Annotated in this window: 20 protein-coding genes; 7 read left to right on the forward strand and 13 right to left on the reverse strand. The window is 69.5% G+C overall.

Annotated features, from left to right (window positions below):
* The first annotated feature begins 1 nt into the window (after position 1).
* Positions 2–880: an alpha/beta fold hydrolase gene (locus I5071_RS13595; RefSeq protein ID WP_236605870.1), complete on the forward strand. Its 879-nt coding sequence runs from the start codon at positions 2–4 to the stop codon at positions 878–880.
* 102 nt (positions 881–982) lie between these two features.
* Here the strand turns inward: I5071_RS13595 and I5071_RS13600 are convergent, their stop codons facing one another.
* Positions 983–3331, reverse strand: a complete 2349-nt coding sequence (locus tag I5071_RS13600) for a hypothetical protein (RefSeq protein ID WP_236605871.1) — start codon at positions 3329–3331, stop codon at positions 983–985.
* A 186-nt stretch (positions 3332–3517) separates the two neighbouring features.
* On the opposite strand from I5071_RS13600, the gene I5071_RS13605 reads away from it, so the two are divergent.
* On the forward strand, positions 3518–3946 hold the full coding sequence (locus I5071_RS13605) for a hypothetical protein (protein WP_236605872.1): 429 nt from the start codon (positions 3518–3520) through the stop codon (positions 3944–3946).
* A gap of 25 nt (positions 3947–3971) precedes the next feature.
* Here I5071_RS13605 and I5071_RS13610 read toward each other — a convergent pair whose 3' ends face one another.
* The 3 genes from I5071_RS13610 to I5071_RS13620 all read right to left on the reverse strand — a co-directional run bounded on the left by I5071_RS13610 (position 3972) and on the right by I5071_RS13620 (position 6397).
* Positions 3972–4610 carry a peroxiredoxin gene (locus I5071_RS13610; RefSeq protein WP_053233701.1) on the reverse strand — a complete coding sequence of 213 codons (639 nt, stop codon included), beginning with the start codon at positions 4608–4610 and terminating at the stop codon, positions 3972–3974.
* Positions 4611–4694: 84 nt separating this feature from the next.
* Positions 4695–5702, reverse strand: coding sequence for a DUF6929 family protein (locus I5071_RS13615; RefSeq protein ID WP_236605873.1), 1008 nt, complete (start codon positions 5700–5702; stop codon positions 4695–4697).
* 8 nt (positions 5703–5710) lie between these two features.
* Positions 5711–6397 (reverse strand): queuosine precursor transporter, encoded by a 687-nt coding sequence (locus I5071_RS13620; RefSeq protein ID WP_236605874.1) that lies wholly within the window; start codon positions 6395–6397, stop codon positions 5711–5713.
* A 199-nt stretch (positions 6398–6596) separates the two neighbouring features.
* Here I5071_RS13620 and I5071_RS13625 point away from each other — a divergent pair, with 199 nt between their 5' ends.
* Positions 6597–7604 (forward strand): TerC family protein, encoded by a 1008-nt coding sequence (locus I5071_RS13625; protein ID WP_236605875.1) that lies wholly within the window; start codon positions 6597–6599, stop codon positions 7602–7604.
* A gap of 3 nt (positions 7605–7607) precedes the next feature.
* Here the strand turns inward: I5071_RS13625 and I5071_RS13630 are convergent, their stop codons facing one another.
* From I5071_RS13630 to xerD, 7 genes are all read right to left on the reverse strand, one after another.
* Entirely contained in the window at positions 7608–9686 is a 2079-nt protein-coding gene (locus tag I5071_RS13630; protein ID WP_236605876.1) for a hypothetical protein, read from the reverse strand.
* A gap of 57 nt (positions 9687–9743) precedes the next feature.
* Positions 9744–10160, reverse strand: a complete 417-nt coding sequence (ndk, locus tag I5071_RS13635) for a nucleoside-diphosphate kinase (RefSeq protein WP_236605877.1) — start codon at positions 10158–10160, stop codon at positions 9744–9746.
* A 118-nt stretch (positions 10161–10278) separates the two neighbouring features.
* Entirely contained in the window at positions 10279–11166 is an 888-nt protein-coding gene (gene sucD, locus I5071_RS13640; RefSeq protein ID WP_236605878.1) for a succinate--CoA ligase subunit alpha, read from the reverse strand.
* A gap of 2 nt (positions 11167–11168) precedes the next feature.
* The gene (gene sucC / locus I5071_RS13645; RefSeq protein WP_236605879.1) at positions 11169–12347 is read right to left on the reverse strand and encodes an ADP-forming succinate--CoA ligase subunit beta; all 1179 of its coding nucleotides are present in this window, start codon (positions 12345–12347) and stop codon (positions 11169–11171) included.
* A complete protein-coding gene (gene mdh, locus I5071_RS13650; protein ID WP_236605880.1) occupies positions 12347–13285 on the reverse strand; it encodes a malate dehydrogenase in 939 nt (312 codons plus the stop codon). The genes sucC and mdh overlap by 1 nt, the downstream gene beginning before the upstream one ends.
* A gap of 26 nt (positions 13286–13311) precedes the next feature.
* Entirely contained in the window at positions 13312–14601 is a 1290-nt protein-coding gene (gene icd, locus I5071_RS13655; protein WP_236605881.1) for an NADP-dependent isocitrate dehydrogenase, read from the reverse strand.
* Between the two features lie 241 nt (positions 14602–14842).
* The gene (gene xerD, locus I5071_RS13660; RefSeq protein WP_236605882.1) at positions 14843–15736 is read right to left on the reverse strand and encodes a site-specific tyrosine recombinase XerD; all 894 of its coding nucleotides are present in this window, start codon (positions 15734–15736) and stop codon (positions 14843–14845) included.
* A gap of 98 nt (positions 15737–15834) precedes the next feature.
* On the opposite strand from xerD, the gene I5071_RS13665 reads away from it, so the two are divergent.
* A complete protein-coding gene (locus tag I5071_RS13665; protein WP_236605883.1) occupies positions 15835–16524 on the forward strand; it encodes an enoyl-CoA hydratase/isomerase family protein in 690 nt (229 codons plus the stop codon).
* Here I5071_RS13665 and I5071_RS13670 read toward each other — a convergent pair.
* Positions 16518–19067: a hypothetical protein gene (locus I5071_RS13670; RefSeq protein ID WP_236605884.1), complete on the reverse strand. Its 2550-nt coding sequence runs from the start codon at positions 19065–19067 to the stop codon at positions 16518–16520. The two genes, I5071_RS13665 and I5071_RS13670, sit on opposite strands and share 7 nt — an antisense overlap.
* Between I5071_RS13670 and I5071_RS13675 the strand changes: the two genes are divergently transcribed.
* From I5071_RS13675 to I5071_RS13685, 3 genes are all read left to right on the forward strand, one after another.
* Positions 19044–19472: a hypothetical protein gene (locus I5071_RS13675; RefSeq protein ID WP_236605885.1), complete on the forward strand. Its 429-nt coding sequence runs from the start codon at positions 19044–19046 to the stop codon at positions 19470–19472. The two genes, I5071_RS13670 and I5071_RS13675, sit on opposite strands and share 24 nt — an antisense overlap.
* A 184-nt stretch (positions 19473–19656) precedes the next feature.
* Positions 19657–20445: a class II glutamine amidotransferase gene (locus tag I5071_RS13680; protein WP_236605886.1), complete on the forward strand. Its 789-nt coding sequence runs from the start codon at positions 19657–19659 to the stop codon at positions 20443–20445.
* Between the two features lie 82 nt (positions 20446–20527).
* Positions 20528–21451 (forward strand): patatin-like phospholipase family protein, encoded by a 924-nt coding sequence (locus tag I5071_RS13685; protein ID WP_236605887.1) that lies wholly within the window; start codon positions 20528–20530, stop codon positions 21449–21451.
* Here I5071_RS13685 and cutA read toward each other — a convergent pair.
* Positions 21448–21768 (reverse strand): divalent-cation tolerance protein CutA, encoded by a 321-nt coding sequence (gene cutA, locus I5071_RS13690; RefSeq protein ID WP_236605888.1) that lies wholly within the window; start codon positions 21766–21768, stop codon positions 21448–21450. The two genes, I5071_RS13685 and cutA, sit on opposite strands and share 4 nt — an antisense overlap.
* Positions 21769–21777 lie beyond the last annotated feature (9 nt).

The raw sequence follows: 21777 nt of genomic DNA on the forward strand, positions 1-21777 counted from the left end.
CATGCCCGAGATCGTCTCGAACGGGCTGACGCTCCACTACGACACGTTCGGCGACTCGCGCGATCCCGCCGTGCTCCTCGTGATGGGGCTCGGGACGCAGATGATCGCGTGGCGCACCGAATTCTGCGAATCGCTCGCGTCGCTGGGCCTGCACGTCATTCGATTCGACAATCGCGACGTCGGGCTCTCGACGAAGATCCACGGCGCGCCGCTGCCCTCGATTCCGCGCACGCTGATGCTCCGGCCCTGGGGCTTCGCGCGCTCCGCATACACGCTCTCCGACATGGCGCGAGACGCGGTCGGAGTGCTCGACGGACTCTCCATCCGCGCTGCGCACGTGGTCGGAGTCTCGATGGGCGGAATGATCGCCCAGACGCTCGCCATCGAGCATCGGAGTCGGACTCTCTCGCTCACGTCGGTCATGTCGAGCCCGGGCGACTACCGACTCCCGCCTCCGACCCACGCCGCGCGCACGATGCTGCTGCGCCCGGCGCCGCGATCGCGCGAGCAGGCGATCGATCAGGTCGTCGCGCTCTTCCGCGTGATCGGGAGTCCGAAGTACTTCGACGAAGCGCGGGTGCGCGAGCGAGCGGGAGAGTCCTACGATCGCTCGAGCTATCGCCTCGGCACGGCGCGACAGCTGGATGCGATCCTCGCGTCGCGGCCGCGCTCACCCGCGCTCCGAGAGCTCCGGATCGCGGCGACCATCGTGCACGGCGCGCTCGATCCGCTCGTCCCGATCGCGCACGGCCTCGCCACCGCGAAGGCGATCCCGGGCGCAGATCTGCACGTCATCGACGATCTCGCGCACGACCTGCCCGAGCCGAAATGGCCCGAGCTCGTCCGCGCGATCTCGAGAACGATCGAGCGCGCCGCCTGACTCGCAGGCGACGCGCTCGCGCTCGAACGTCGGAGTCGAAGACCGTCGAACATCGGCTCGCCGGCGGTCCGGGACCCGCGGGACGAGCACTCCGGCGAGGAGTCAGCCCGGAAGACGCTTGCGCGTCGTCCAGAACTCCGCGACCGGGCCGACACGATCCGGGCCCTTCGCCGACTCCTCGTCGGCACCGACCACGAGGAAGCCGATCGCGTCCTCGCGCCCGAGCCGCACCTGGAGCTTCACGAGATCGGCGGGCGAGAGCGTGCCCTCGCGCACCAGCACGATCACTCGATCCGCGAGGCGCGCCGCGCGGCGCAGCGTCGGGCCTTCCATCGCGCCGGTCCACGCGAGCGCGACCGCCTGCTCGTGCGGCGCACGCGACTCGGTCGCATCGATCGCGCGGTGCTTCGGCGGACGCGCATCGAGGATCGTCGCGCGACCGACCTCGGGATCGACGTCGCCGAGGATGCGCATCGCGAGCATCAGCACCGCGTCCTGCTTCGCCGGCGCCTCGGCGCGGACCTCGAAGGGCTGCGGCGCGCCACGGCCGTCGTCGACCGTGCCGCTCACGTGGATGGTGCGCTGCTCCGCGCTCGCTTCGGCCGGCGGTCGCGTCCACACCGCGGCCGCGGTCTGCACCGGATCTTCGCCGACGCGCACGATGCTCCCGACGCGCACGTCGGGCCCGACGAGCACGGTCGGCGCGCTCAGCGTGAAGCGACCGGAGATCTTCTTCGAGCGCGGTGCCTCGGCGACCACCGGCAGATCGCTCGACGGCGCGCTCGCGGGCGGGTTGGCCATCATCAGCTGCACCGTGGCCCGCCGCACCCGCGTGGACGGATCGCTCTCGCTCGCGCTCGCCGCGTCGGCCGGAGCCGGCGTCACGATCATCGGCATCGGCAGCGTCGGGCGATGGCCGGGCATGCGCACGTTGTCGGCGAGCAGCTGGCGCGACGGATCGGTGCGCGGCGCCTCGTCGACGTCGAGCACGCCCGCCGCGAGCCACGGCGCCTCCGCGAGCTTGGCCGCGAACTCCGTCGCGAGGTCCTTCTCGTTCGGCGTCGCGGGCACGACGAGGGTGCGCCCCGCCGCGTAGCTGCCGAGATCCTCGAGCTCGGCCACGAGGAGATCGAGCGCCTGGGGATCGCGCGGCCACGTCGTGGTCCCGATCACCGGCGCGTGGCCCCACCACGCGACCTCCGACGCGGTCTGCGTGCGCGGCCCACCACGCTCACGGAAGAACACGATGCCGAAGGCCACCAGCATCGAGAGCAGCGGCGGCAGCACCCACGCGAGCAAGCGGTTCTTCGACGGCAGCGGCGAGTCCGCGAGCGCGCCGCGGGCCGCCACGTGGTAGCCCGGAGGCGGATCGCCGAGCCGATCCTCGGCCTCCGCGATGTCGCGCCGCAGCTCTTCGATCTGCGTCTCGCCGATGCGCACCGCGGCGAGGAGCAGGCTCGCCTGGCCCTCGAGCTCGGTCAGCTCGCGCACCCGCTCGCGCGCCTGCTCCGCGAGGCGACGCAGCCCTTCCTCGCGCTGCTCCGCCGTCGCGCGATCGGCGGCCGCGATCGCGACGTTGCCCTCGAGCTCGTCGCGGATCGGGTTCGTCGACGTCGTCGCATCGGTGCGCACCGCGCGACCCCCGCGACGGCGCTCCTGCTCGAGCGTCGCGACGCGCGCCTCGAGGCCCTGCACCGTCGGATGATCCTGGGTGTAGCGGGCCCTCGCCCGCGCGAGCTCGGCGCGCGCCTCCGCGAGCTCCGACTGCACGAGATCCGTACTGCTCGCGCTCGACGTCGTCATCGCCGGCAGGCGCCGCGCCTCGCGACGCAGCACGTCCATGCGCGCCGCCGAGCTGATCGCGGCGACACTCTCCTCGTCCGCCTCCGAGCTCAGGCGCGCCGCCTCGGCGATCGCGGCCTCCTGCTGCGCGGTGAGGTCGCTGATCCCGTGCCCCTGACGGAACGTGTCGTACTCGGCGCGCGCATCGGCGAGCTGTTGCTCCGCCGACGCCAGCTCGAGCCGGCGCAGGCGCGCACGCTCGGCGAGGCGCGCGCGCTCGCTCTCGCGCCGCAGATCGAGGAACGAGTCCACCATCGCGTTCGCGAGGGTCGCGGCCCCTTCGCGCGATCCGTCGCGCGCGGTCACGCGGATCACGCCCGCCTGGCGATCTTCCTCGGCCTCGAGGCGCCGCGCGAGCGCCTCGACCGTCTCCTCCGCGCCCACGCGCGCCCGAACGGCCGCGAGGGTCGAGGGGTGCATCATCAGCTCGGCGCCCTCGCTGAGCGCGTTCTGCGACGCCCAGGGGTCGGCTGGATTGGTCTCCACGTCGGCGACGACGATCGCCTCGCTCTCCCAAGTCGACGGAATGAGCAGCATCGCGACGATGCCGCCGGCGACGAGACCGCCGAGCGCGGCGGCACCGAGGACGCGCCATCCGCGTCGAAGCATCCCGAGGATCCACGAAGGATCGATGGGCGTCCCTGCGCGCTTGGGCGCTTCTCTTGTGGCCTCGTGCCTCACGGTCGCGGTCGAGAGTGCTTGCATAACCATGCCCCATCGCAAGCTCAGCAAGAAACGGGCAACCCTCGTTCGTGATGGCCGGCGTGGTACCGTCTCGCGCGTACGGAGGGGGCGATGAGCGAGAAGACGAGCTCGGGGACCGACCGCGAGATCACACAGCGCACGATGCGTGTGGGGATGCTCGCCCTGATCGCGGCACTCTGCGTCGCCTCGATCGCGGACTGGATCCACCACGATCTGTCGACGATGTTCGTGCTGGTCATCGCGCTGATCGGCATCGGCACGCGCGGCAGCGTGCTCGACTCCGTCTTCGTGGTCGCCGTGGAGGCGGCCGCCGTCGTGATGCTCGCGGTCGCGACCTTCACGTCGTCGGACGCGTTCCTGCACGCGGCGTCGTCGGCGGTCGCGGTGATCGCGATCGGCAAGATCGCACTGCTGCAGATCGTCGCGCCCGCGCCGACCGACGGAACGAAGAAGGAGCGACCCGTCTCCGCATCGGCTCCGGAGACCGCGGCCGCTCCTCCCGGTCGCGACGCTGCGTGATCAGGCGTTCACGCGCGCGTCGTGATCACTTGTTGGGCTGAGGAGTCATGCGCAGGTAGGGGCGCAGCTCCTTCCAGCCCTTGGGGAACTTCTGCTTCATGACCTCGGGGTCCTTGAGCGACGGGACGATCACGACGTCGTCTCCGTCCTTCCAGTTGCCCGGCGTCGCGACCGAGTGGTTGTCGGTCAGCTGCAGCGAGTCGAGGACGCGCAGCACCTCGTCGAAGTTGCGCCCGGCGCTCGGCGGATACGTGAACGTCGCGCGGATCTTCTTCTTCGGGTCGATGAAGTAGACGGAGCGCACGGTGATCTTCGGATCGCACTCCGGATGCACCATGTCGTAGAGCTTGCTGACCTTCTGATCCCCGTCGGCGAGGATCGGATAGTTCATCTTCACGCCCTGCGTGTCCTCGATGTCCTTCACCCAGCCGAGGTGCGAGTCGACGGGGTCGACGCTGAGCGCGATCACCTTCGCGTTGCGCTGCGCGAACTTGTCCTTGAGGCGCGCGACGAGGCCGAGCTCGGTGGTGCAGACCGGCGTGTAGTCGGCGGGGTGCGAGAAGAGCACGACCCACTTGTCGCCGGCCCACTCGTGGAATCGAATGCGGCCCTCGGTGGAGTCCTGCTCGAAGTCGGGCGCCGTGCTGCCGATGTGGAGACCCATCGTCGTTCCTCCTGCGTCGAGTGATTCTCGACCTATCCGATGTGGAAATGTCGCGAGGATCCTGGATCCTCAACCATTCCAACGTCAAGAGCCCTCGGGAAATCCCTCGAGGTCGAGCTCCAGGAGCTCCGACGGCGCGTTCGGATCGTCGCGATCGACGACGACCAGCGCCCGTCGTCCCGCGGCGCCGGGCGCCCACGCGAGGCCCTCGCACTTGCCGACGAAGGGCACGCCGTCGGGCGTCGTGATGGGCGCGTAGCGCGCGACGCCGTGCGCATCGATCACGCCGATCGCGACACCGACCACGACTCCGTCCTCGATCGCATCGGGCGAGGCTTCCGCCGCCGCGAGGTACGCGATCGATCCGTTCGGGGCCGGGCACGCGTCGGTGAACGTGAGGCGCACGCCGTCCATGCGACCGAGATCCCACTGCACCACGTCGCGCAGCGCCGGCACCGCGCGCGTCGGATCGTCGATCCACGCGAGCAGCGCGCGCAGATCGAGATCGCCCGTCGCGTCGAGCGGCACGAGATCGCCGTGCGGCGCGCCGTTGCCGCGCTGGAAGAGACGCACGCGGTCGCCGCCGATCATCGTCGCGCCCTCGATGTTCATCTCGCTGCCCGCGAACTCGACGTGCTCGCGGAGATGCTCGTAGAGCGGCCTGGCCTCGACGACGCGCGCGCGATCCGCATCGCGTTCCAGCACGACGAGCCGCTCGCGCGGCGCGAGCGATCCCGAGCCCCACGCGACCAGGAGCTCGCGCCCGTCGCACGCGAGCACCGAGCACGCCTCGAGATCGATCTTCTGCTTCTTGTTGCCGCGGACGTTGTCGAATTGCCGCGCACCGTCGACGACGTGATCGAGCGTGATCGACGAGACGTGCGCGAGCGATGCATCGAGCAGCGCGAGGAAGCTCGCGTCGTCCTGCGCGATCACCAGGCGCGAGCCGAGCCACGCGAGCCCCGAGCCCGAGCGCACGTGCGCGGGTCGATCGAGCGAAGGGTCCGCGCCCGCGTCGTAGAAGAGCTCGCGCTGGGTGCGCACGACCGCGCGCATCGAGGGATCGAGCCGTGCGACGCGACGCTCGGTCATGGGGCGCCCTACTCCGCCGGCATCGCCGCGAGCTCGCGCTCGTCGTGCGGCGCGGGCTCGATCCCCATGCGGCGCGTGATCAGATCGTGCGCGACGTAGACGAGCGGCGTGAGCAGCACCGCGACGACGATCTTGTAGAGATAGCTCGTCCCGAAGATCACGAGGATGTCGCTGGTCGAGCGCAGCCCGAGCAGGCACCCGAACGTGACGACGAACGTGTCGACGACCTGCGAGAGCGCGGTCGATCCGATCGCGCGCAGCCAGAGGTGCTTGCTCTCCGTGACGCCCTTCACGAAGTGGAATGCGTGGATGTCGACGATCTGGCTGATCAGGTACGCGACCAGCGACGCGACGAAGAGACGCATGCTGATCCCGAACACCGCGTCGAACGACTCCTGCCCGACCGGGCTGCCGGCGGAGACCGGCAGGGTACGCGACATGTAGATCAGCGAGAACGCGACCACGAGCATCGCCATCCCGATGCCGGTCATCATCCGTGCGCCCGGTCGCCCGTAGTACTCGTTGACGATGTCGGTCAGCAGGAACGCGATCGGGAAGGTCACGGTCCCGACCGACATCTCCAGCGCGCCGACCTGGAAGTACTTGCCGGCCACGATGTCCGCCACGAGCAGGCACGTGACGAAGAGCGCGACCAGCACGAGGAAGAGCTGGTGTCGGGTCGAGAAGCGCAGCACGGAGCGAGCACGCTAGGGCGATGCGTGGCGAGGCGCAAGGACCGTGACCGGGGCCGCGGAACCTGCTCGAACGGAGGGCTCGCTGGCCTCGCGGGGCGAACGAGCACACGTGACTTTTCTGTGCGAAGGTACCCGCCGAGCCGGATCGGCGGGTACCGGCGTCGCGCGAGAGAGCGCGGCCGGATAGGAGTCGTCGCGGATGTTCGAGTCGCTGGAGATGCCCGTGCTCTGGGCGGGCTTCCTCGTGTTCATCGGAGCGATGGTCGCGATCGACCTCGGTGTGTTCCACCGGACCACGCGCGAGGTCACGTTCCGCGAGGCAGTCGCGTGGACGCTGGTCTGGATGGCCTGCTCCGCGGTCTTCGCGGGGCTGCTCTACTTCCTGCCGGGCTTCGGAGCGCGCGCGACGGGCGAATACCTGACGGGCTACCTGCTCGAGCTCGCCCTCTCGGTCGACAACATGTTCGTGTTCGTCGTCATCTTCAGCACCTTCGCGGTGCCGAAGGCGTACGAGCACCGCGTTCTCTTCTGGGGCATCGTCGGCGCGGTCGTGCTGCGCGGGCTCTTCATCGGGCTCGGCGCCGCGATCATCGCGCGCTTCCACTGGGTCCTCTACATCTTCGGCGTGATCCTGCTCTGGACGGGCGGGCGCCTCCTCTTCGCGGGCGGCGAGGACGAAGAGGCGGACATCGAGCAGAGCGGCGCCGTGAAGCTCGTGCGGCGCGTGCTCGGCAACCGCATGACCGACACGTATCGCAAGGACCGCTTCTTCGTGCTGGAGAACGGGAGGCGCCTCGCGACGCCGCTGCTGCTCGTGCTCTGCGTGATCGAGCTCTCCGACGTGGTGTTCGCGCTCGACTCGATCCCGGCGATCTTCGCGGTCACGACGAACCCGTTCATCGTGTTCACGTCGAACATGTTCGCGATCCTCGGGCTGCGCTCGATCTACTTCGTGCTCTCGGTGCTGCTCCCGATGTTCCGGTTCCTGAAGACCGGCGTCGCGCTCGTGCTGCTCTTCATCGCGGTGAAGATCCTGTCGATGGATCTGATCCATCTGATCGGCTGGGATCACTTCCCGACGTCGATCTCGCTGACCGTCGTCGCGACGCTGCTGATCGGGTCGATCGTGCTCTCGAAGCTCATCCCCGCGAAGCCGAAGAAAGAGCACGAGTCGAAGAGCGACGGCGAAGCGCGCGCGAGCGAGTGACGCTCACTCGCTCGCGGGTGCGAGACCGGCCCCGAGCGACGCGCGCACGATGCGCCTGAGCGCGCCGCGCGCGTCGGAGTCGGGGCGAGGCACGCAGCGCACCTCGATGCCCTCCGCGGCGCAGCGCGCCTGCGGAGGGTCGTCTCCGATGCGCGCGAGGTGCGCGGCTTCTTCCTCGCTCGTCGCGCGCACCACGAGCTCGGGCGGCGGGAAGAGACGTGCGCCCATCGCGCGCAACGGATCGGCGAGATAGCGCTCGATCGCGGGCCAGTCGTGGCGCGCGATCCACGCATCGCCGCGTTCGATGCGCACCCGGCCCACGCCGAGCTCGCCCTCGAAGCGCAGCGTGCGCTCGACCGAGGGCGTCGAGATCGACGTGAGCACGACGTCGATCGTGATCGGCCCGGGCGCGAGGGCGGACTCGATCGACGCGCCGAGGTGCAGGAGCGCATCGATCGACGCGCCGCTGCCCGCGAGCGTCGCGCGATCCGCGAGGTGCTCGAAGCGCAACACGCGCGCTTCGTCGGGCGCGTCGTGGCCCGTGACCGCGCGGGTGCCCTCGGCGAGCGTCGCGCGCGCGACGACGAACACCGAGAACGGCCCGGGATCGCCGCCGAGCTCGGCGAGCCACGCGAGCGTCGCGGGGAGCGCGGCGATCGGGACGCCGGCGCCGCTCGGCATCGCGCGCAGAGAGATCGCGCGGCGGGTCACCGCGCGCGCGTGCGTCCACGCGCTCTCCGCGAGCTCGTGGGTCGCACCGGCCGCGCGCAGCACCGCGAGATCGAGCGCCGCCGCGCGCGCCGTGGTGTCGTCGGGGGCGAGGCCGTCCTCACGCAGCGCGCTCGCAGCATCGGTGAGCGCGCTCGTCTCGTCGGGGCTCGCGAGAGCGCGCGCGAGCGATGCGATGCGCGCTTCGCGTCGCAGCCCGCGCCACGTCTCGCGCGGGGCGACGCCGGTCGCGAGCGCAGCGTCGATCGTCTGCGATGCGCCCGCGGGATCGTCGAGCTCGTCGAGCTGCACGCGCACCAGGCGACGCGCGAGATCGAGCGCGTCTTCGGGACGGGTCGCGAGGTGACGCATCGTCGCGGCCGAGAGCAGCGCGGCGAGCTCCTCGGCCGCGCGCCGCCGTCCTTCGCCGTGCAGACGCGCGAGGCGCTCTTCGCGGAGCTGCACCTGCTGCCGCACGAGCGGCAGGCTCTCCACGTCGACCTCGTCGAGCGCGCGGGTGCGCCGCGCTTCGTCGCGGCGACGATAGGCTGCGCGCTCGATGCGCTCGTCCTCCAGCAGGAGCTCGAGCTCGGCCCACGAGATCGAGCGCAGCGTGACCACGGTCGCGCCTCGACGATCGACGTCGATGCCGCCCTCGAGCCCCGGCACCAGCCGCAGCGACTCGAGCGCGCGCATCGCCGCGCGCTCGCTCCCGAGCGAGTCCTCGACGCGCTGTCGCAATCCGTCGTCGGTCGGCTCGAGGATGCGGCGCTGCGTGCAGCCCTCGCTGCGCGTGTCCTCGCAGTCCTGTCGCGACACGTCGAGCTCGACCGCCGAGGGCCACGCGATCGCGAGATCGACACACGGCGAGTCGCCCGCTCGTGCATCGCTCGGCGCCCCGCGCTCGATGCGCAGCGTGCGCGCATCGAGCATCGATGCGCGCGGGAGATCGCACTGATCGGCGCGGCACGGCTCGCCCTCCCACCGCACGCGCAGCGGCAGCGACGCCTCGAGCTCGTCGCGTCGCTCGCCCTGCCCGCCCGCGAGGCTCAGCAACGTCACGCTCTGCGCGCGACCACGCTCGTCGAGGCGTCGCGCGGACGCGTACGCGACGATGCGCAGATCGCGCGACCACGCGAGCACGTCGCCCTGCGACGCGTGGAGGATCAAGGGGCGCCTTCGATCCGCGACCAGCGAAGGTCGCGCGACCGAGCAGCGATCCGCGCTCGAGGGCAGGAGCATCGCGAGGCGCGCGGCCTCGTCCAGCGACGCGGTCTCCTCGCGCGCGGTGGTCTCGTGCTCGCCCTGCGCTCCGGCGCAGCTCGCGACGAGCGCGAGCGCGGCTCCGAGCACGGCACGGACGACGCGGACCACGAACGAACAGAGTAGGACGCGGAGGGTGGCGTCGCGAGCCCTCCGCGTCCTCGTCACTCACACGTCGTAGCCGGGGAAGAACCAGCCGATCTCGAACTTCGCCGTGTCGGGGCCGTCCGAGCCGTGCGTCGCGTTCTCGCCGACGTTCGCGCCGAAGAGCTTGCGCACCGTGCCCTCCGCGGCCTTCGCCGGGTCGGTCGCGCCCATCAGCTCGCGCCACTTCGCGATCGCGTTCTCGCCCTCGAGCACCATCACGACGCACGGTCCGCGCGTCATGAAGTCGACGAGCTCGCCGAAGAACGGACGCGCCTTGTGCACGTGATAGAAGCCCTCCGCGATCGGACGGCTCATGTGCATCATGCGCGCAGCGCGGATCTTGAGCCCGTTCTTCTCGATGAGCGCGAGGATCGCGCCGATGTGATTCTTCTCGACCGCGTCGGGCTTGACGATCGCGAACGTCTTCTCGGTGGCCATTGTGAGCTCGTTTCTCCTGGATTTTCGGCCGCGCCTATAGCGCAAAAGCAACGAGGCGTCCCGTCGTAAATCGACGAGACGCCTCGCGTGTGTGAGCAGCTGAATCAGCGATACGCGATCAGAGCAGCGACTTCAGCGTCGCGCCCATGTCGCTCGGAGTCGGCGCGATCTTCACGCCGGCTTCCATCAGCGCCTTCTGCTTCTCCGCCGCCGTGCCCTTGCCGCCGCTGATCACGGCGCCCGCGTGGCCCATGCGCTTGCCCGGAGGCGCGGTCACGCCCGCGATGAACCCGGCGACCGGCTTCTTGAAGTGCTTCTTGATGTACTCGGCCGCGCGCTCTTCCGCGCTGCCGCCGATCTCGCCGATCAGGATCACGCCGTGCGTGTCGGGATCCGCGTTGAACATCTCGAGCACGTCGACGAAGTCGGTGCCGTTCACCGGGTCGCCACCGATGCCCACTGCCGTGCTCTGACCGAGCCCGAGCGACGTGAGCTGGTGGACCGCCTCGTACGTCAGCGTGCCCGACTTCGAGACGACGCCGATGTGCCCGGGGCGGTGGATGTGGCCCGGCATGATGCCGATCTTGCACGCACCCGGCGTGATGATGCCGGGGCAGTTCGGACCGATGAGGCGCGTCTTCTTCTGCGAGTCGAGGACGCGGCGCACCTTCAGCATGTCGGTGACCGGGATGCCCTCGGTGATGCAGACGACGAGCTCGACGCCCGCGTCGATCGCCTCGAGGATCGAGTCCGCCGCGAACGGCGGAGGCACGAAGATCAGCGAGCAGTTCGCGCCCGTCTTCTCGACCGCGTCGACCATCGTGTCGAAGACGGGCGCCTTCTTGCCGCTGGTCTTGCCCTCGAACGTCGTGCCGCCCTTGCCGGGCGTCACGCCGCCGACGATCTTCGTCCCGTAGGCCATGCACATGTCGGCGTGGAATCCACCCGCCGAGCCCGTGATGCCCTGCACGACGACGCGCGTGTTCTCTCCGACGAGAATCGCCATCTTCAGCCCTTCCCTGCGAGCGCGACGATCTTCTGCGCGCCGTCCTTCATGTCGTTCGCAGGCGTGATCGCGAGGCCCGACTCCTCGAGCATCTTGCGACCGAGCTCCACGTTCGTGCCCTCGAGGCGCACGACGAGCGGCACCTTGAGACCGACCGCCTTGGTCGCCGCGATGACGCCCGCGGCGATGACGTCGCACTTCATGATCCCGCCGAAGATGTTCACGAAGATCCCGCGGACGCTCGGGTCCTTGGTGATGATCGTGAACGCCTCGGTGACCTGCTCCTTCGTCGCGCCGCCGCCGACGTCGAGGAAGTTCGCGGGCTCGCCGCCGAAGTGCTTGATGATGTCCATCGTCGACATCGCGAGGCCCGCGCCGTTGACGAGACATCCGATGTTGCCGTCGAGCGCGACGTAGCTGAGACCGGCCTGCTTGGCCGCGGTCTCGACCGCGTTCTCCTCGCTCGCGTCGCGGAGGTCTTCCCACTCCTTGTGCCGGAAGCTCGCGTTCTCGTCGAAGTTGACCTTCGCATCGAGCGCGACCGCGCTTCCGTCCTTCAGCACGCAGAACGGATTGACCTCGACCATCGAGCAATCCTCGGCGACGAACATCTCGTAGAGCTTGCCCGCCATCGCCGAGAACTGATTGAGCGTCTTGCCGCTCAGACCGAGCGCGAACCCGATCTTGCGCGCCTGATAGGGCATCAGGCCGGTCGCCGGATCGATCCACACCTTGAGGATCTTCTCGGGCGTCTCCTCGGCGACCTTCTCGATCTCGACGCCGCCTTCCGTGCTCGCCATGAAGAGCACGCGGCGCACCTCGCGATCGACGAGCATCGCCATGTAGATCTCGCGCTCGATCGCGAGGCCCTGCTCGACGTAGAGGCGCTGCACGACCTTGCCCTTCGGGCCGGTCTGCGGCGTCACGAGCGTCGCGCCGAGGAGCGCCTTCGCCGCCTCTTCCGCCGCCGCCGCGCCCTTCACGACCTTCACGCCGCCCGCCTTGCCGCGACCACCTGCGTGGATCTGCGCCTTGACGACGACGACCTCGTTGCCGGTGTCGCTGATGAGCTGCTTCGCCGCCGCCGCCGCCTCGGGCACGGTGAACGCGGGAATGCCCTTCGGCGTGGGGACGCCGTAGCGCTGGAAGATCTGCTTTCCCTGATACTCGTGGATGTTCATCAGAGCTTCGCCGAGTCGTTGATGAGCCCGCGGACCGCCTCGGCGCTCTTGTCGAGCATCGCCTTCTCCTCGGCGGTGAGCGCGATCTGCACGACCTTCTCCACGCCCTTGCCGCCGACGATCACCGGCACGCCCATGTAGAGGTCCTTGTAGCCGTACTCGCCGTCGAGATAGGTCGCGCAGGCGAGGAGGCGCTTCTGGTCCTTGAGGTAGCTCTCGGCCATCGCGATCGCGCCCGCGGCAGGCGCGGTGTACGCGCTCGTGCCCATGAGCTTCACGATCTCGCCGCCGCCGTTGCGCGTGCGGTCGATGATCGCGTCGAGCTTGTCCTTCGCGACCAGCTGGGTGACCGGGATGCCGTTGATCGTGCAGGCGCTGAGCACCGGCACCATCGTGTCGCCGTGGCCGCCGAGGACGAGCGTGCGCACTTCCTTCACGCTCGCGCCCGCCGCCTCGGCGATGAAGCACTGGAAGCGCGCCGAGTCGAGCACGCCCGCCATGCCGACCACGCGCTCCTTCGGGAAGCCCGTGACCTTCTTCATCTCGTAGACCATCGCGTCGAGCGGGTTCGAGATGACGACGACGAACGCGTGCGGCGCGTGCTCCTTGATGCCCGCCGCGACGCTGCGGATGATCTTGAGGTTGATCGAGAGGAGATCGTCGCGGCTCATGCCGGGCTTGCGCGGAACGCCCGCGGTGACGATCACGACGTCCGAGCCCGCGATGTCCTTGTAGTCCGCGGTGCCCGAGACCTTCGAGTCGAAGCCGTCGAGCGCGCCCGTCTGCATGATGTCGAGCGCCTTGCCCTTCGCGACGCCCTCCTTCTCCGGGATGTCGAGGAGGACGGCGTCACCGAGCTCGCGGCGCGCGACGAGCATCGCGAGCTCGCCACCGATGTTGCCCGCACCGATGATCGCAATCTTGTTCCGCTTGGCCATTCTGAAGCTCCTCTCGACTCTGCCGATCAGCCCATGTGCTTGATGATCGCGTCTCCGAACTCGGAGCACTTGATCTGCTTCGCGCCCTCCATGAGGCGGGCGAAGTCGTAGGTGACGGTCTTCGCCGCGATGGCGCCCTCGACACCCTTGATGATCAGGTCGGAGACCTCGCTCCAGCCCATGTGGCGGAACATCATCTCGCCGCTGAGGATCACGCTCGACGGATTGACCATGTCCTTGTCGGCGTACTTCGGCGCGGTGCCGTGCGTCGCCTCGAAGATCGCGTGGCCGGTGACGTAGTTCGCGTTGCCGCCGGGCGCGATGCCGATGCCGCCGACCTGCGCCGCGAGCGCGTCACTCAAGTAGTCGCCGTTCAGATTGAGCGTGGCGATCACGTCGAACTCGGTCGGACGCGTCAGCACCTGCTGCAGCGTGATGTCGGCGATCGAGTCCTTGATGATGATCTTGCCCGCCGCGATCGCCGCCTTCTGCTCGGCGTTCGCCGCGTCCTCGCCCTTCGCTTCCTTGGTGCGCTCCCACTGATCCCAGGTGTAGACCTGGTCGCCGAATTCCTTCTCCGCGAGGGCGTAACCCCAGTTCCGGAAGGCGCCCTCCGTGAACTTCATGATGTTGCCCTTGTGGACGAGGTTCACGCTCTTGCGCTTGCAGTCGACCGCGTACTTGATCGCGGCGCGCACGAGGCGCTCGGTGCCTTCCTTCGAGACCGGCTTGATGCCGATACCGCTGCTCTCGGGGAAGCGGATCTTCGAGTAGGCCTTCGGGAACTGCTCCTTGAGGAGCGCGAGGAACTTCTGGCTCTCCGCAGTGCCCGCCTCGAACTCGATGCCGGCGTAGATGTCCTCGGTGTTCTCGCGGAAGATCACCATGTCGACGTCCTGCGGGCGCTTCACCGGCGAGGGCACGCCCTCGAACCAGCGCACCGGGCGCAGACAGACGTAGAGATCGAGGAGCTGGCGGAGCGCGACGTTGAGCGAGCGGATGCCGCCGCCGATCGGCGTGGTCAGCGGGCCCTTGATGCCGACGAGGTACTTCTTGAAGTCCTCGATGGTCTGATCGGGCAGCCAGTTGTTGAACTTGGTGAACGCCTTCTCGCCCGCGTAGACCTCGTGCCAGACGACCTTGCGCTTGCCGCCGTAGGCCTTCTCCACGGCCGCATCGAAGACGCGCACGCTCGCCTTCCAGATGTCGCGACCGGTTCCGTCGCCTTCGATGAACGGGAGAATCGGGTCGTTCGGCACGTTCAGGGTGCCGTCCTTCGACATCGTGATCGCAGTGCCGTGCGTGGGCGCAGTCATCGGATTCCTCCTCGGGAATGCTGTCGTCGCGTCGCGGCGCCCGCGTGAGGGCGGCGCGGCGAGCGTGAGGGCGTGATGGCGCGCGCGCCGCGGGCCGGCGCGCGGGCCGCCCTTGTACCACGAACCAGGCCGCCGATCGTGCGACCCGGAGCGCGCGCCCCGAAGGCTTGGCCCCATTTGTGAGCGCTGTCACGCGAGACCACGATTTTTCTCGCGTTTCCCGGAAGTTTCGAGCGCTGGATCAGCCTCGCGGATGGTAGCGGCGGTGCATCGACGAGAGGTGCTCGCCGGTCACGTGCGTGTAGACCTGCGTGGTCGTCACGTCGGCGTGCCCGAGCATCGTCTGCACCGCGCGCAGGTCCGCGCCGCCGAGCAGCAGGTGCGTCGCGAACGAGTGCCGCAGCTTGTGGGGGCTGATCGGGCGCGAGATGCCCGCGGCGAGCGCCCAGTGACGCACGCGCGCGAAGAAGTTCTGGCGCGTCATCGGCGTGCCCGCCTCGGTCACGAAGAGGAAGCGCGACGAGGCCGGCGCCCAGCCGCCGCGGACCTCGCGCTTCCAGCGCTCGATGCGGCGACGCGCGGGCGCGCCGAGCGGGACGATGCGGCGCTTGCGACCTTTGCCGAACGCTTGGACGAAGCCGGTCTCGAGGTTCACGTCGCCGAGCTCGAGGTGCACCAGCTCGCTCACGCGCAGCCCCGCGGCGTACATCGTGTGGAGCATCGCGGCGTCGCGGATCCCGAGCGGCGTGTCGTCGAGGTCGGGCGCGCCGAGCAGCGCGAGGACCTCGTCCTTCGAGAGCACGACCGGGAGCTTGCGCGGCAGTCGCGGTGAGTCGACGAGCTCGGTGGGATCACGCGCGACGTGCTTCTCGGAGAGCAGCCACTTGTAGAGGCCCCGCAGCGAGGAGAGATATCGCGCCTGCGAGCGCGCCGAGAGATCGGACCTCGAGAGCGCGTAGAGGAACCCGCTGATCGCCGGACCATCCGCGGCCGCGACGTCGAGCGACTCCGACTCGAGGTGTCGCGCATAACGCGCGAGATCGGTCGCGTACGCCTGGATCGTCGCGGCGCCGAGCCCGCGCTCGACCTTGAGGTGCGTGAGATACGCGTCGACGAGCAGGTCGCTCTCGGACATCGCGCCGATCGTCGCACGCGGCCGGACGCGACAAGAAGAATTGAACCGCAGAGGCTTTCCGCTCTCTGTGGCGTCCTCTGCGGTACCTTCCGCGCGCCATGATCGAGATCACGCTGCAGGGCCGCGGTCCCAACACGATGTCGCTGGCGATGCTCGAGTCGTTCGAGCGCTCGTTGGATCAGGCGCACGAAGAGCCGCTGATGATCACCGGTGCGGCCGACGCGTTCTCGGCGGGGCTCGATCTCGACGAGCTGCGCGTCGCCGATGCAGCGCACGTGACGAAGCTGCTGATCACGATGGAGCGCGTCGTGCGGAAGCTGTTCCTCCACCCCGCGCCGACGATCGCGAAGGTCAACGGGCACGCGGTCGCGGGTGGGTGTCTGGTCGTGCAGTGCTGCGATTGGCGCGTGTGCGCCGACGATCCGAGCGTGCGCATCGGGATGACCGGCGTCGCGATCGGGCTCACCTACCCGCCCTTCGTGCCCGCGGTGTTCGCGCAGCGCGTGCCGCCGCCGCACGTCGAGACCGTGCTGCTCGGTGCGGATCGCTACGCGCCGAGCGATGCGCTGCGTCTCGGTCTGATCGACGAGCTCGCGCCGCGCGAACGGCTCCACGAGGTCGCGAGCGCGCGCCTCGATGCGCGCGCGAAGCTGCCCCGTCACGCGTACGGATCGACCAAGCGCGCGCTGCGCGAGCTCGCGTATGCGGTCGCGGAGACGCAGCGCGAGCGTTTCGAGAACGAAGTGCTGCCCGCGTGGACCGGGCGGCTCGCCGGGCGCGCTCAGTAGTACTGATCGACCGAGATGTAGAAGCCGAACGGAGGGCGATCATCACACTCGCCGTTCGCGAAGGCGCACGGCGGGTCGCCCTGGATCCAACGCCCGAACGGCACACCGAAGTCGAGCGCGAGCACGCCCGGCTGGATCCCCGCGTACTCGTAGTGGACGCGCACGCCGACGCCCGCTTCGGCCGCACCGACGACGTCGCGACCATCGCTCGTGCCGAGCACCATGCCCGCGCCGAGCCACCACGCGAGCTGCAGCTCGCGCGCCCAGATGCCGTGGAAGACGTTCCACGCGAGATCGGTCACCGCCGTGAATCGATGCTCCGCGACGCCGTACACCACGCTCGTCCCGAGCAGCTCGTCGGTCGCATATCCGCGCAGTCCGTATCGACCACCGATCGACTGTCGATTGGCATCCACCACCGGATTGATCGACACGCCCGCATGACCGACGAGCACGATCGCGTGGAGGTTGCCGATCCCGATCGTGCCCGAGAATCGCGCGCTCACGCGCCCGGTCGCGCCGAACGTTCCGTCGTCGAGGAACGTGGCAGTCGCCTGTCCCTGCACCAGCACCGACAGGCCCTCTCGCCAGTCGTAGAGATAGCTGCGCGTGTCGAGATAGAGCGAGAGATCCGCGTCCGCCGCCCAGCCGCCCGGCACGTCCGGGCCACCGAAGCCGGCGTGCACGTTGTAGAAGCCGATGCCGCCGCCGACCGTCACCGAGCGACGATTCGTGTGCACCTTGGGCCCGACGCCCTGCAGATATCGAATCCGTCCTCCGGTGCGCGCGGCCGTGCGCAACAGACGCAGATTGAACGTGTGCTCGAGATCGTATCGCTGCCTCAGCACGACATCGATCAAGCCGGTCACGTTCGCTTCGGTCGCGAGGATCTCGAACGCGAACCCGGTGAACACCGGAGGCCGCCACGGCTGATCCGTCGCGTCGTCGGCGCGTGGATGTCCGTCGGCGATCGCCGCGCTCTGCGGGAGGCGCTGGCGCGGATCGATCGTCACCGAGCGTCGCTCGCCCTCGGTCTCGATCACGACCTCGCCGCGCTCGCCCGGCGCGTCCCACACACCGATCGTGCGTGCGCCCGTCGCATCCTCGACCTCGACCTGCACCGGCTCGACGCGGGTCGCTCCCTCGCGCAGCACCTCGATCACGTGGCGCCAACGACCGTCGGGAAGGCGCTCCGAGCGCATCGCGCCGAGCCGGTAGTTCGTCTCGAGGCGCGGCGTGTCGAGCCACGTCGGCAGGCGCAGCAGCGCGGCGGGATCGACGCGCTCCAGCGCCGCACGCACCGAGCGCCGGCCGTTCGCGATCATCGCGACGAATCGCTCGAACGCGCGCGGCTCGAGCACGTCGCGCGCGCTCTCGAGCAGACGCATCCCACGCGCGTGCGGAACGCGCGCCCGGCTCGGCTCGTCGCGATAGGGATCGGGCTCGTCGATCGCCGAGAAGTACACGTCCTCGAACGCGATCTGCGGCGCGTAGAGCAGCTGATCGATCGCCGGATGGAACGCGAACGCGGAGAGCAATTGCTGCGGCGTGCGCGCCTCCGACGAGCGACGCACCTCGTCGAGCTCCAGCAGCACCGCGCCCCGCAGATCCTCGGTCCACCCGCGATCCGCGATCGGATCGATCGCATCCGCGATCGGCTGCGCGAGCAGCGCGAGCACCGCGCGACGCAGCGCGCGCAGATGGAACGCCTGCACCACGTCGACCGGGAACACCTGCGCGAATCGATCGGAGACGATCACCACGCCCGGCGCGGTCGCCGCGAGCTCGGTGCGCGTCGGCACGTCGAGCAGATCGATGCGCGCGGGCAGCGCGATGCGGAGCCACCGCGCGGTCGCGATCGCGGGCTCGAGCGCCTGCCGCATGAGCCCGATGCGATCGACGTGCACCAGATCGGCGAGGCCTGCGGCGCCGGGCACCTCGCTCCGGGGCGCCACGTAGATCGGCTCGAACGAGGTCCACGCCACGTCGACGCCCGCGATGCGCGCGGTCCAGCGATGCAGGCGCGACGCGAGCAGCGCGGGAACGTACGGCACCTCGCGCTCCACGCTGGTGCGACCGCGCGCGACCTGCCCGCCGAGCCAGAGCTCGCCGTCGTCCATCTCGATCGACACGCGATGCGGCACGACGAAGCGCCATCCATCGTCCTCGCCGACGACCAGCGGATACCAAGGCCCCGCGAGCGCGACCGTTCCGCCGTCGCGCCCGAGACGACCGAAGCGCGCGGGCACGCGCAGCCGCATCGCGATCACGATCTCGATCGTGCGCGCCGCACCGCTCGTGATCGGGATCACGAGATCGCCACCGCGCGCATCGCGCCCGCGGTCGCCGCCCTCCTCGCGATCCCAGCGCGGCTCGATCTCGGCGCCATCGATCGACACACGATCGATCGCGACCTCGCCGTGCTCGACATCGCCCGGATAGAGCCAGCGCCAGGTGCGCTCACCGAGCGCGCGCGGCGCCACCGACAAGCGATCCGCGTACACCCAGAGCCGCACCTCGTGCTCGCCCTCGGCGACCCGCACCGTGACGCGCTCCTCGATCGCGAGCGCGCCTGCATCGCGATCGACGCGCGCGCTCACGTTGTAGCGCTCTGGCTCCGCGGCCTCGGCGATGCCGGCGCTCCACGCGAGCAGCGCGATGGCGACGAACCACGTGCATCGCGGCGCGCGTGGTGCGAGGCTGGTCGTGCGCAGATGAACCAACTGGATCTCGTCTGGCCCGGCGTGGTGGTCGTGCTCTCGGTGGCGGGAGCGATCGTCGTGCGTGTCGTCGCGATGCAGGCAGAGCGCGCCGCGAGGGCGCGGCATCGCCGTCTCATCGACGAGGTGTGGCACGAACGTCGTGGTGGTGGCGATCGCGAACGTGCGACGGATGCCTCCACGAGCGCGCAGGATTCGTCGACGAACGTGGGCTCGCCGCAGCGATGATGCTTGACGTTCGGCGACCGGTGGAACCAAGGTTGCTAAGATCGCGATGGCCTCGAACGAGGCTCTTGCGTCAGAGGTCTCCGAGACGGAGCGCTGGAGACCTCGTCGTGAACGAACGCGCGGCTCGTGCGCTGCACGATCCGACGCTTCGGATCCGTCCACCCCATCCCCCCGGAGGAAGCGTATGGGACGTCTGATCGGGTACATGGCGAACCGGACGGACCGCCTCGCGGACGCGCTCACCGAGGAGAGGATCGCCGTCGGTCCTGCGTCCGACATCGATGCCGACGCCTGGGGCATCGGCTTCTATCAGGGCGGCGAAGTCCTCCACAAGAAGCGGCCACGGTCGGACCGTGACTCGCTCGCCTGGAGCGAGGTCGCGGGGAACGTGCGCAGCGATTGCGCCGTGATCCACTTCCGCACCGCCACCGTGGGCGACTACCGCTCCGAGAACACGCATCCGTTCCGGATGCGCCAGTGGATCTTCGCGCACAACGGCACGGTCAGCGGCTTCGACGCGGTGCGCCAGGCGATGCTCGAGCCGATGCCGGACTTCCTGCAGCGGAACATCCGCGGCACGACCGACAGCGAGCACGTCTTCCACGCGCTGCTCTCGTTCCTCCACGACCGCGGCCAGCTCGACAACCCCGACATCGACTCGAAGATCGTGCTCGGCGCGATCCGCTCGACGATCGCGCTGGTCGATCGCCTGGTCTCGGAGATCGGCGCCCCGCCCGCGACGCTCGGGTTCGTGCTCACCAACGGCCGCCAGATGTACGCGGTGCGTCGCGGCGGTCCGATGCACTTCGTCGAGCGCGATCTGCTCGGTGAGGCACGCAGCCCGGCGAGCACGTTCCGCTACGTGATGGTCGCGAGCAACGGGCCCGAGGCACCGCCCGACTGGCGCGCGCTGAAGGAAGGCCAGGCGCTCGTGATCGGGCGCGATCTCTCGACGTCGACCGTCGATCTCTGAGCGAGCTTTTCACCACGGCGCCCGAAAAGCGCGCCGGTTCGTGGAGCGATGCCCCCGAATCGTGATAGGACACCTCGCTGACATGAGCTCGACACCGCGCGTCGCCTTCGTGGGCTCCGGGGGAGCGACCAAGGGCATCGCCCACCTGGGCGTGCTCAAGGCGATGGAAGAGCTCGGCCTCGCGCCAGACGTCTTCGTCGGCGCGAGCACAGGCGCGATCGCGGGCGCGTTCTTCGCGGAAGGCTTCACCGCGGATCAAATGGTCGACTGGCTGCGTCCGTTCTGGATGCGCAACGACAAGGACGGAGCGCTCAAGGGCCGCTACTTCCTCGGCGCGCCGAACAAGGATCAGTGGCGCTCGCCGGGGTGGCTCACGAGCGGTCTCTTCTCGATCGATCGCTTCGAGCGCTTCCTGCGCGAGCGCCTGCCGGTCAACGACTTCCGCAAGCTCACGCGCCCTCTGCTCGTGACCGCGACCGACGTCGACGGGCGCGGGCGCGTGGTGTTCGGCAAGGGCTACCTCGACGACGTGCCGATCAGCCAGGCCGTCGCGGCGAGCTCGTGCGTGCCGGTGCTGTTCCGGCCCTATCGCATCGGCGATCGGTACTACATGGACGGCGAGCTGGTGCGCACGCTGTCGATCGATCTCGCGGTCGAGGCGGGCGCGGACGTCGTCGTGATCTCGAACGTGTACCGCCCCCACGTGACGCGCCCCGGCGAGACGTCGCTGGTGCACGGCGGCGTGGGCGCGATGATCCGCCAGACCGCGAACGTGATCCTGAGCGAGAAGGAGAAGCGCGGGATCGATCTGATCCATCGCCTCTATCCGCACCTCACGATCCTCAACGTGTCGGCGGACCTCGGTCGTTATTCGTTCCTCGATCGCGGCAACGCGCGACACCTGCTCCAGCGCGGCTATCGCGAGGCGCTCAAGGTGCTCGCGGCGGCGAAGCAGCGCGGCGTGTTCGACGTGCGCTCGAACGTGCGCACGATCGGCAAGGCCTAAGCGGTCTCGCTCGCGATCCACGCGAGGTACGCGTCCGATCCGCGGATGATCGGGAGCGCGACGATCTCCGGCGTCTCGTACGGATGGCTCGCGAGCACGTGATCACGCACACGCTCGAAGAGCGATGCGCGCGTCTTGATCAGGCACTGCGCCTCGGCGTCGATCTGCACCTCGCCCTTCCAGCGGTAGATCGAGCGAAGGCCGGGGATCACGTTCACGCACGCGGCGAGGCGCGCTTCGACCAGCGAGTGCCCGAGCGTCTCGCCCACTTCGACGCTCGGCACGGTGCAGAGGATCACGATCGCGTCGTCGCTCATGCGCGCAGA

The sequence above is a fragment of the Sandaracinus amylolyticus genome (assembly GCF_021631985.1).
In the GTDB taxonomy this organism is placed as follows: domain Bacteria; phylum Myxococcota_A; class Polyangia; order Polyangiales; family Sandaracinaceae; genus Sandaracinus; species Sandaracinus amylolyticus_A.

Coding starts and splice junctions, on each gene's coding strand:
- I5071_RS13665 (WP_236605883.1), top strand. CDS start 15,835: ATGATCGAGATCACGCTGCAGGGCCGCGGTCCCAACACGATGTCGCTG.
- I5071_RS13680 (WP_236605886.1), top strand. CDS start 19,657: ATGGGACGTCTGATCGGGTACATGGCGAACCGGACGGACCGCCTCGCG.
- icd (WP_236605881.1), bottom strand. CDS start 14,601: ATGACTGCGCCCACGCACGGCACTGCGATCACGATGTCGAAGGACGGC.
- I5071_RS13600 (WP_236605871.1), bottom strand. CDS start 3,331: ATGCTTCGACGCGGATGGCGCGTCCTCGGTGCCGCCGCGCTCGGCGGT.
- cutA (WP_236605888.1), bottom strand. CDS start 21,768: ATGAGCGACGACGCGATCGTGATCCTCTGCACCGTGCCGAGCGTCGAA.
- I5071_RS13685 (WP_236605887.1), top strand. CDS start 20,528: ATGAGCTCGACACCGCGCGTCGCCTTCGTGGGCTCCGGGGGAGCGACC.
- I5071_RS13605 (WP_236605872.1), top strand. CDS start 3,518: ATGAGCGAGAAGACGAGCTCGGGGACCGACCGCGAGATCACACAGCGC.
- I5071_RS13615 (WP_236605873.1), bottom strand. CDS start 5,702: ATGACCGAGCGTCGCGTCGCACGGCTCGATCCCTCGATGCGCGCGGTC.
- I5071_RS13625 (WP_236605875.1), top strand. CDS start 6,597: ATGTTCGAGTCGCTGGAGATGCCCGTGCTCTGGGCGGGCTTCCTCGTG.
- I5071_RS13610 (WP_053233701.1), bottom strand. CDS start 4,610: ATGGGTCTCCACATCGGCAGCACGGCGCCCGACTTCGAGCAGGACTCC.
- ndk (WP_236605877.1), bottom strand. CDS start 10,160: ATGGCCACCGAGAAGACGTTCGCGATCGTCAAGCCCGACGCGGTCGAG.
- I5071_RS13595 (WP_236605870.1), top strand. CDS start 2: ATGCCCGAGATCGTCTCGAACGGGCTGACGCTCCACTACGACACGTTC.
- mdh (WP_236605880.1), bottom strand. CDS start 13,285: ATGGCCAAGCGGAACAAGATTGCGATCATCGGTGCGGGCAACATCGGT.
- xerD (WP_236605882.1), bottom strand. CDS start 15,736: ATGTCCGAGAGCGACCTGCTCGTCGACGCGTATCTCACGCACCTCAAG.
- sucC (WP_236605879.1), bottom strand. CDS start 12,347: ATGAACATCCACGAGTATCAGGGAAAGCAGATCTTCCAGCGCTACGGC.
- sucD (WP_236605878.1), bottom strand. CDS start 11,166: ATGGCGATTCTCGTCGGAGAGAACACGCGCGTCGTCGTGCAGGGCATC.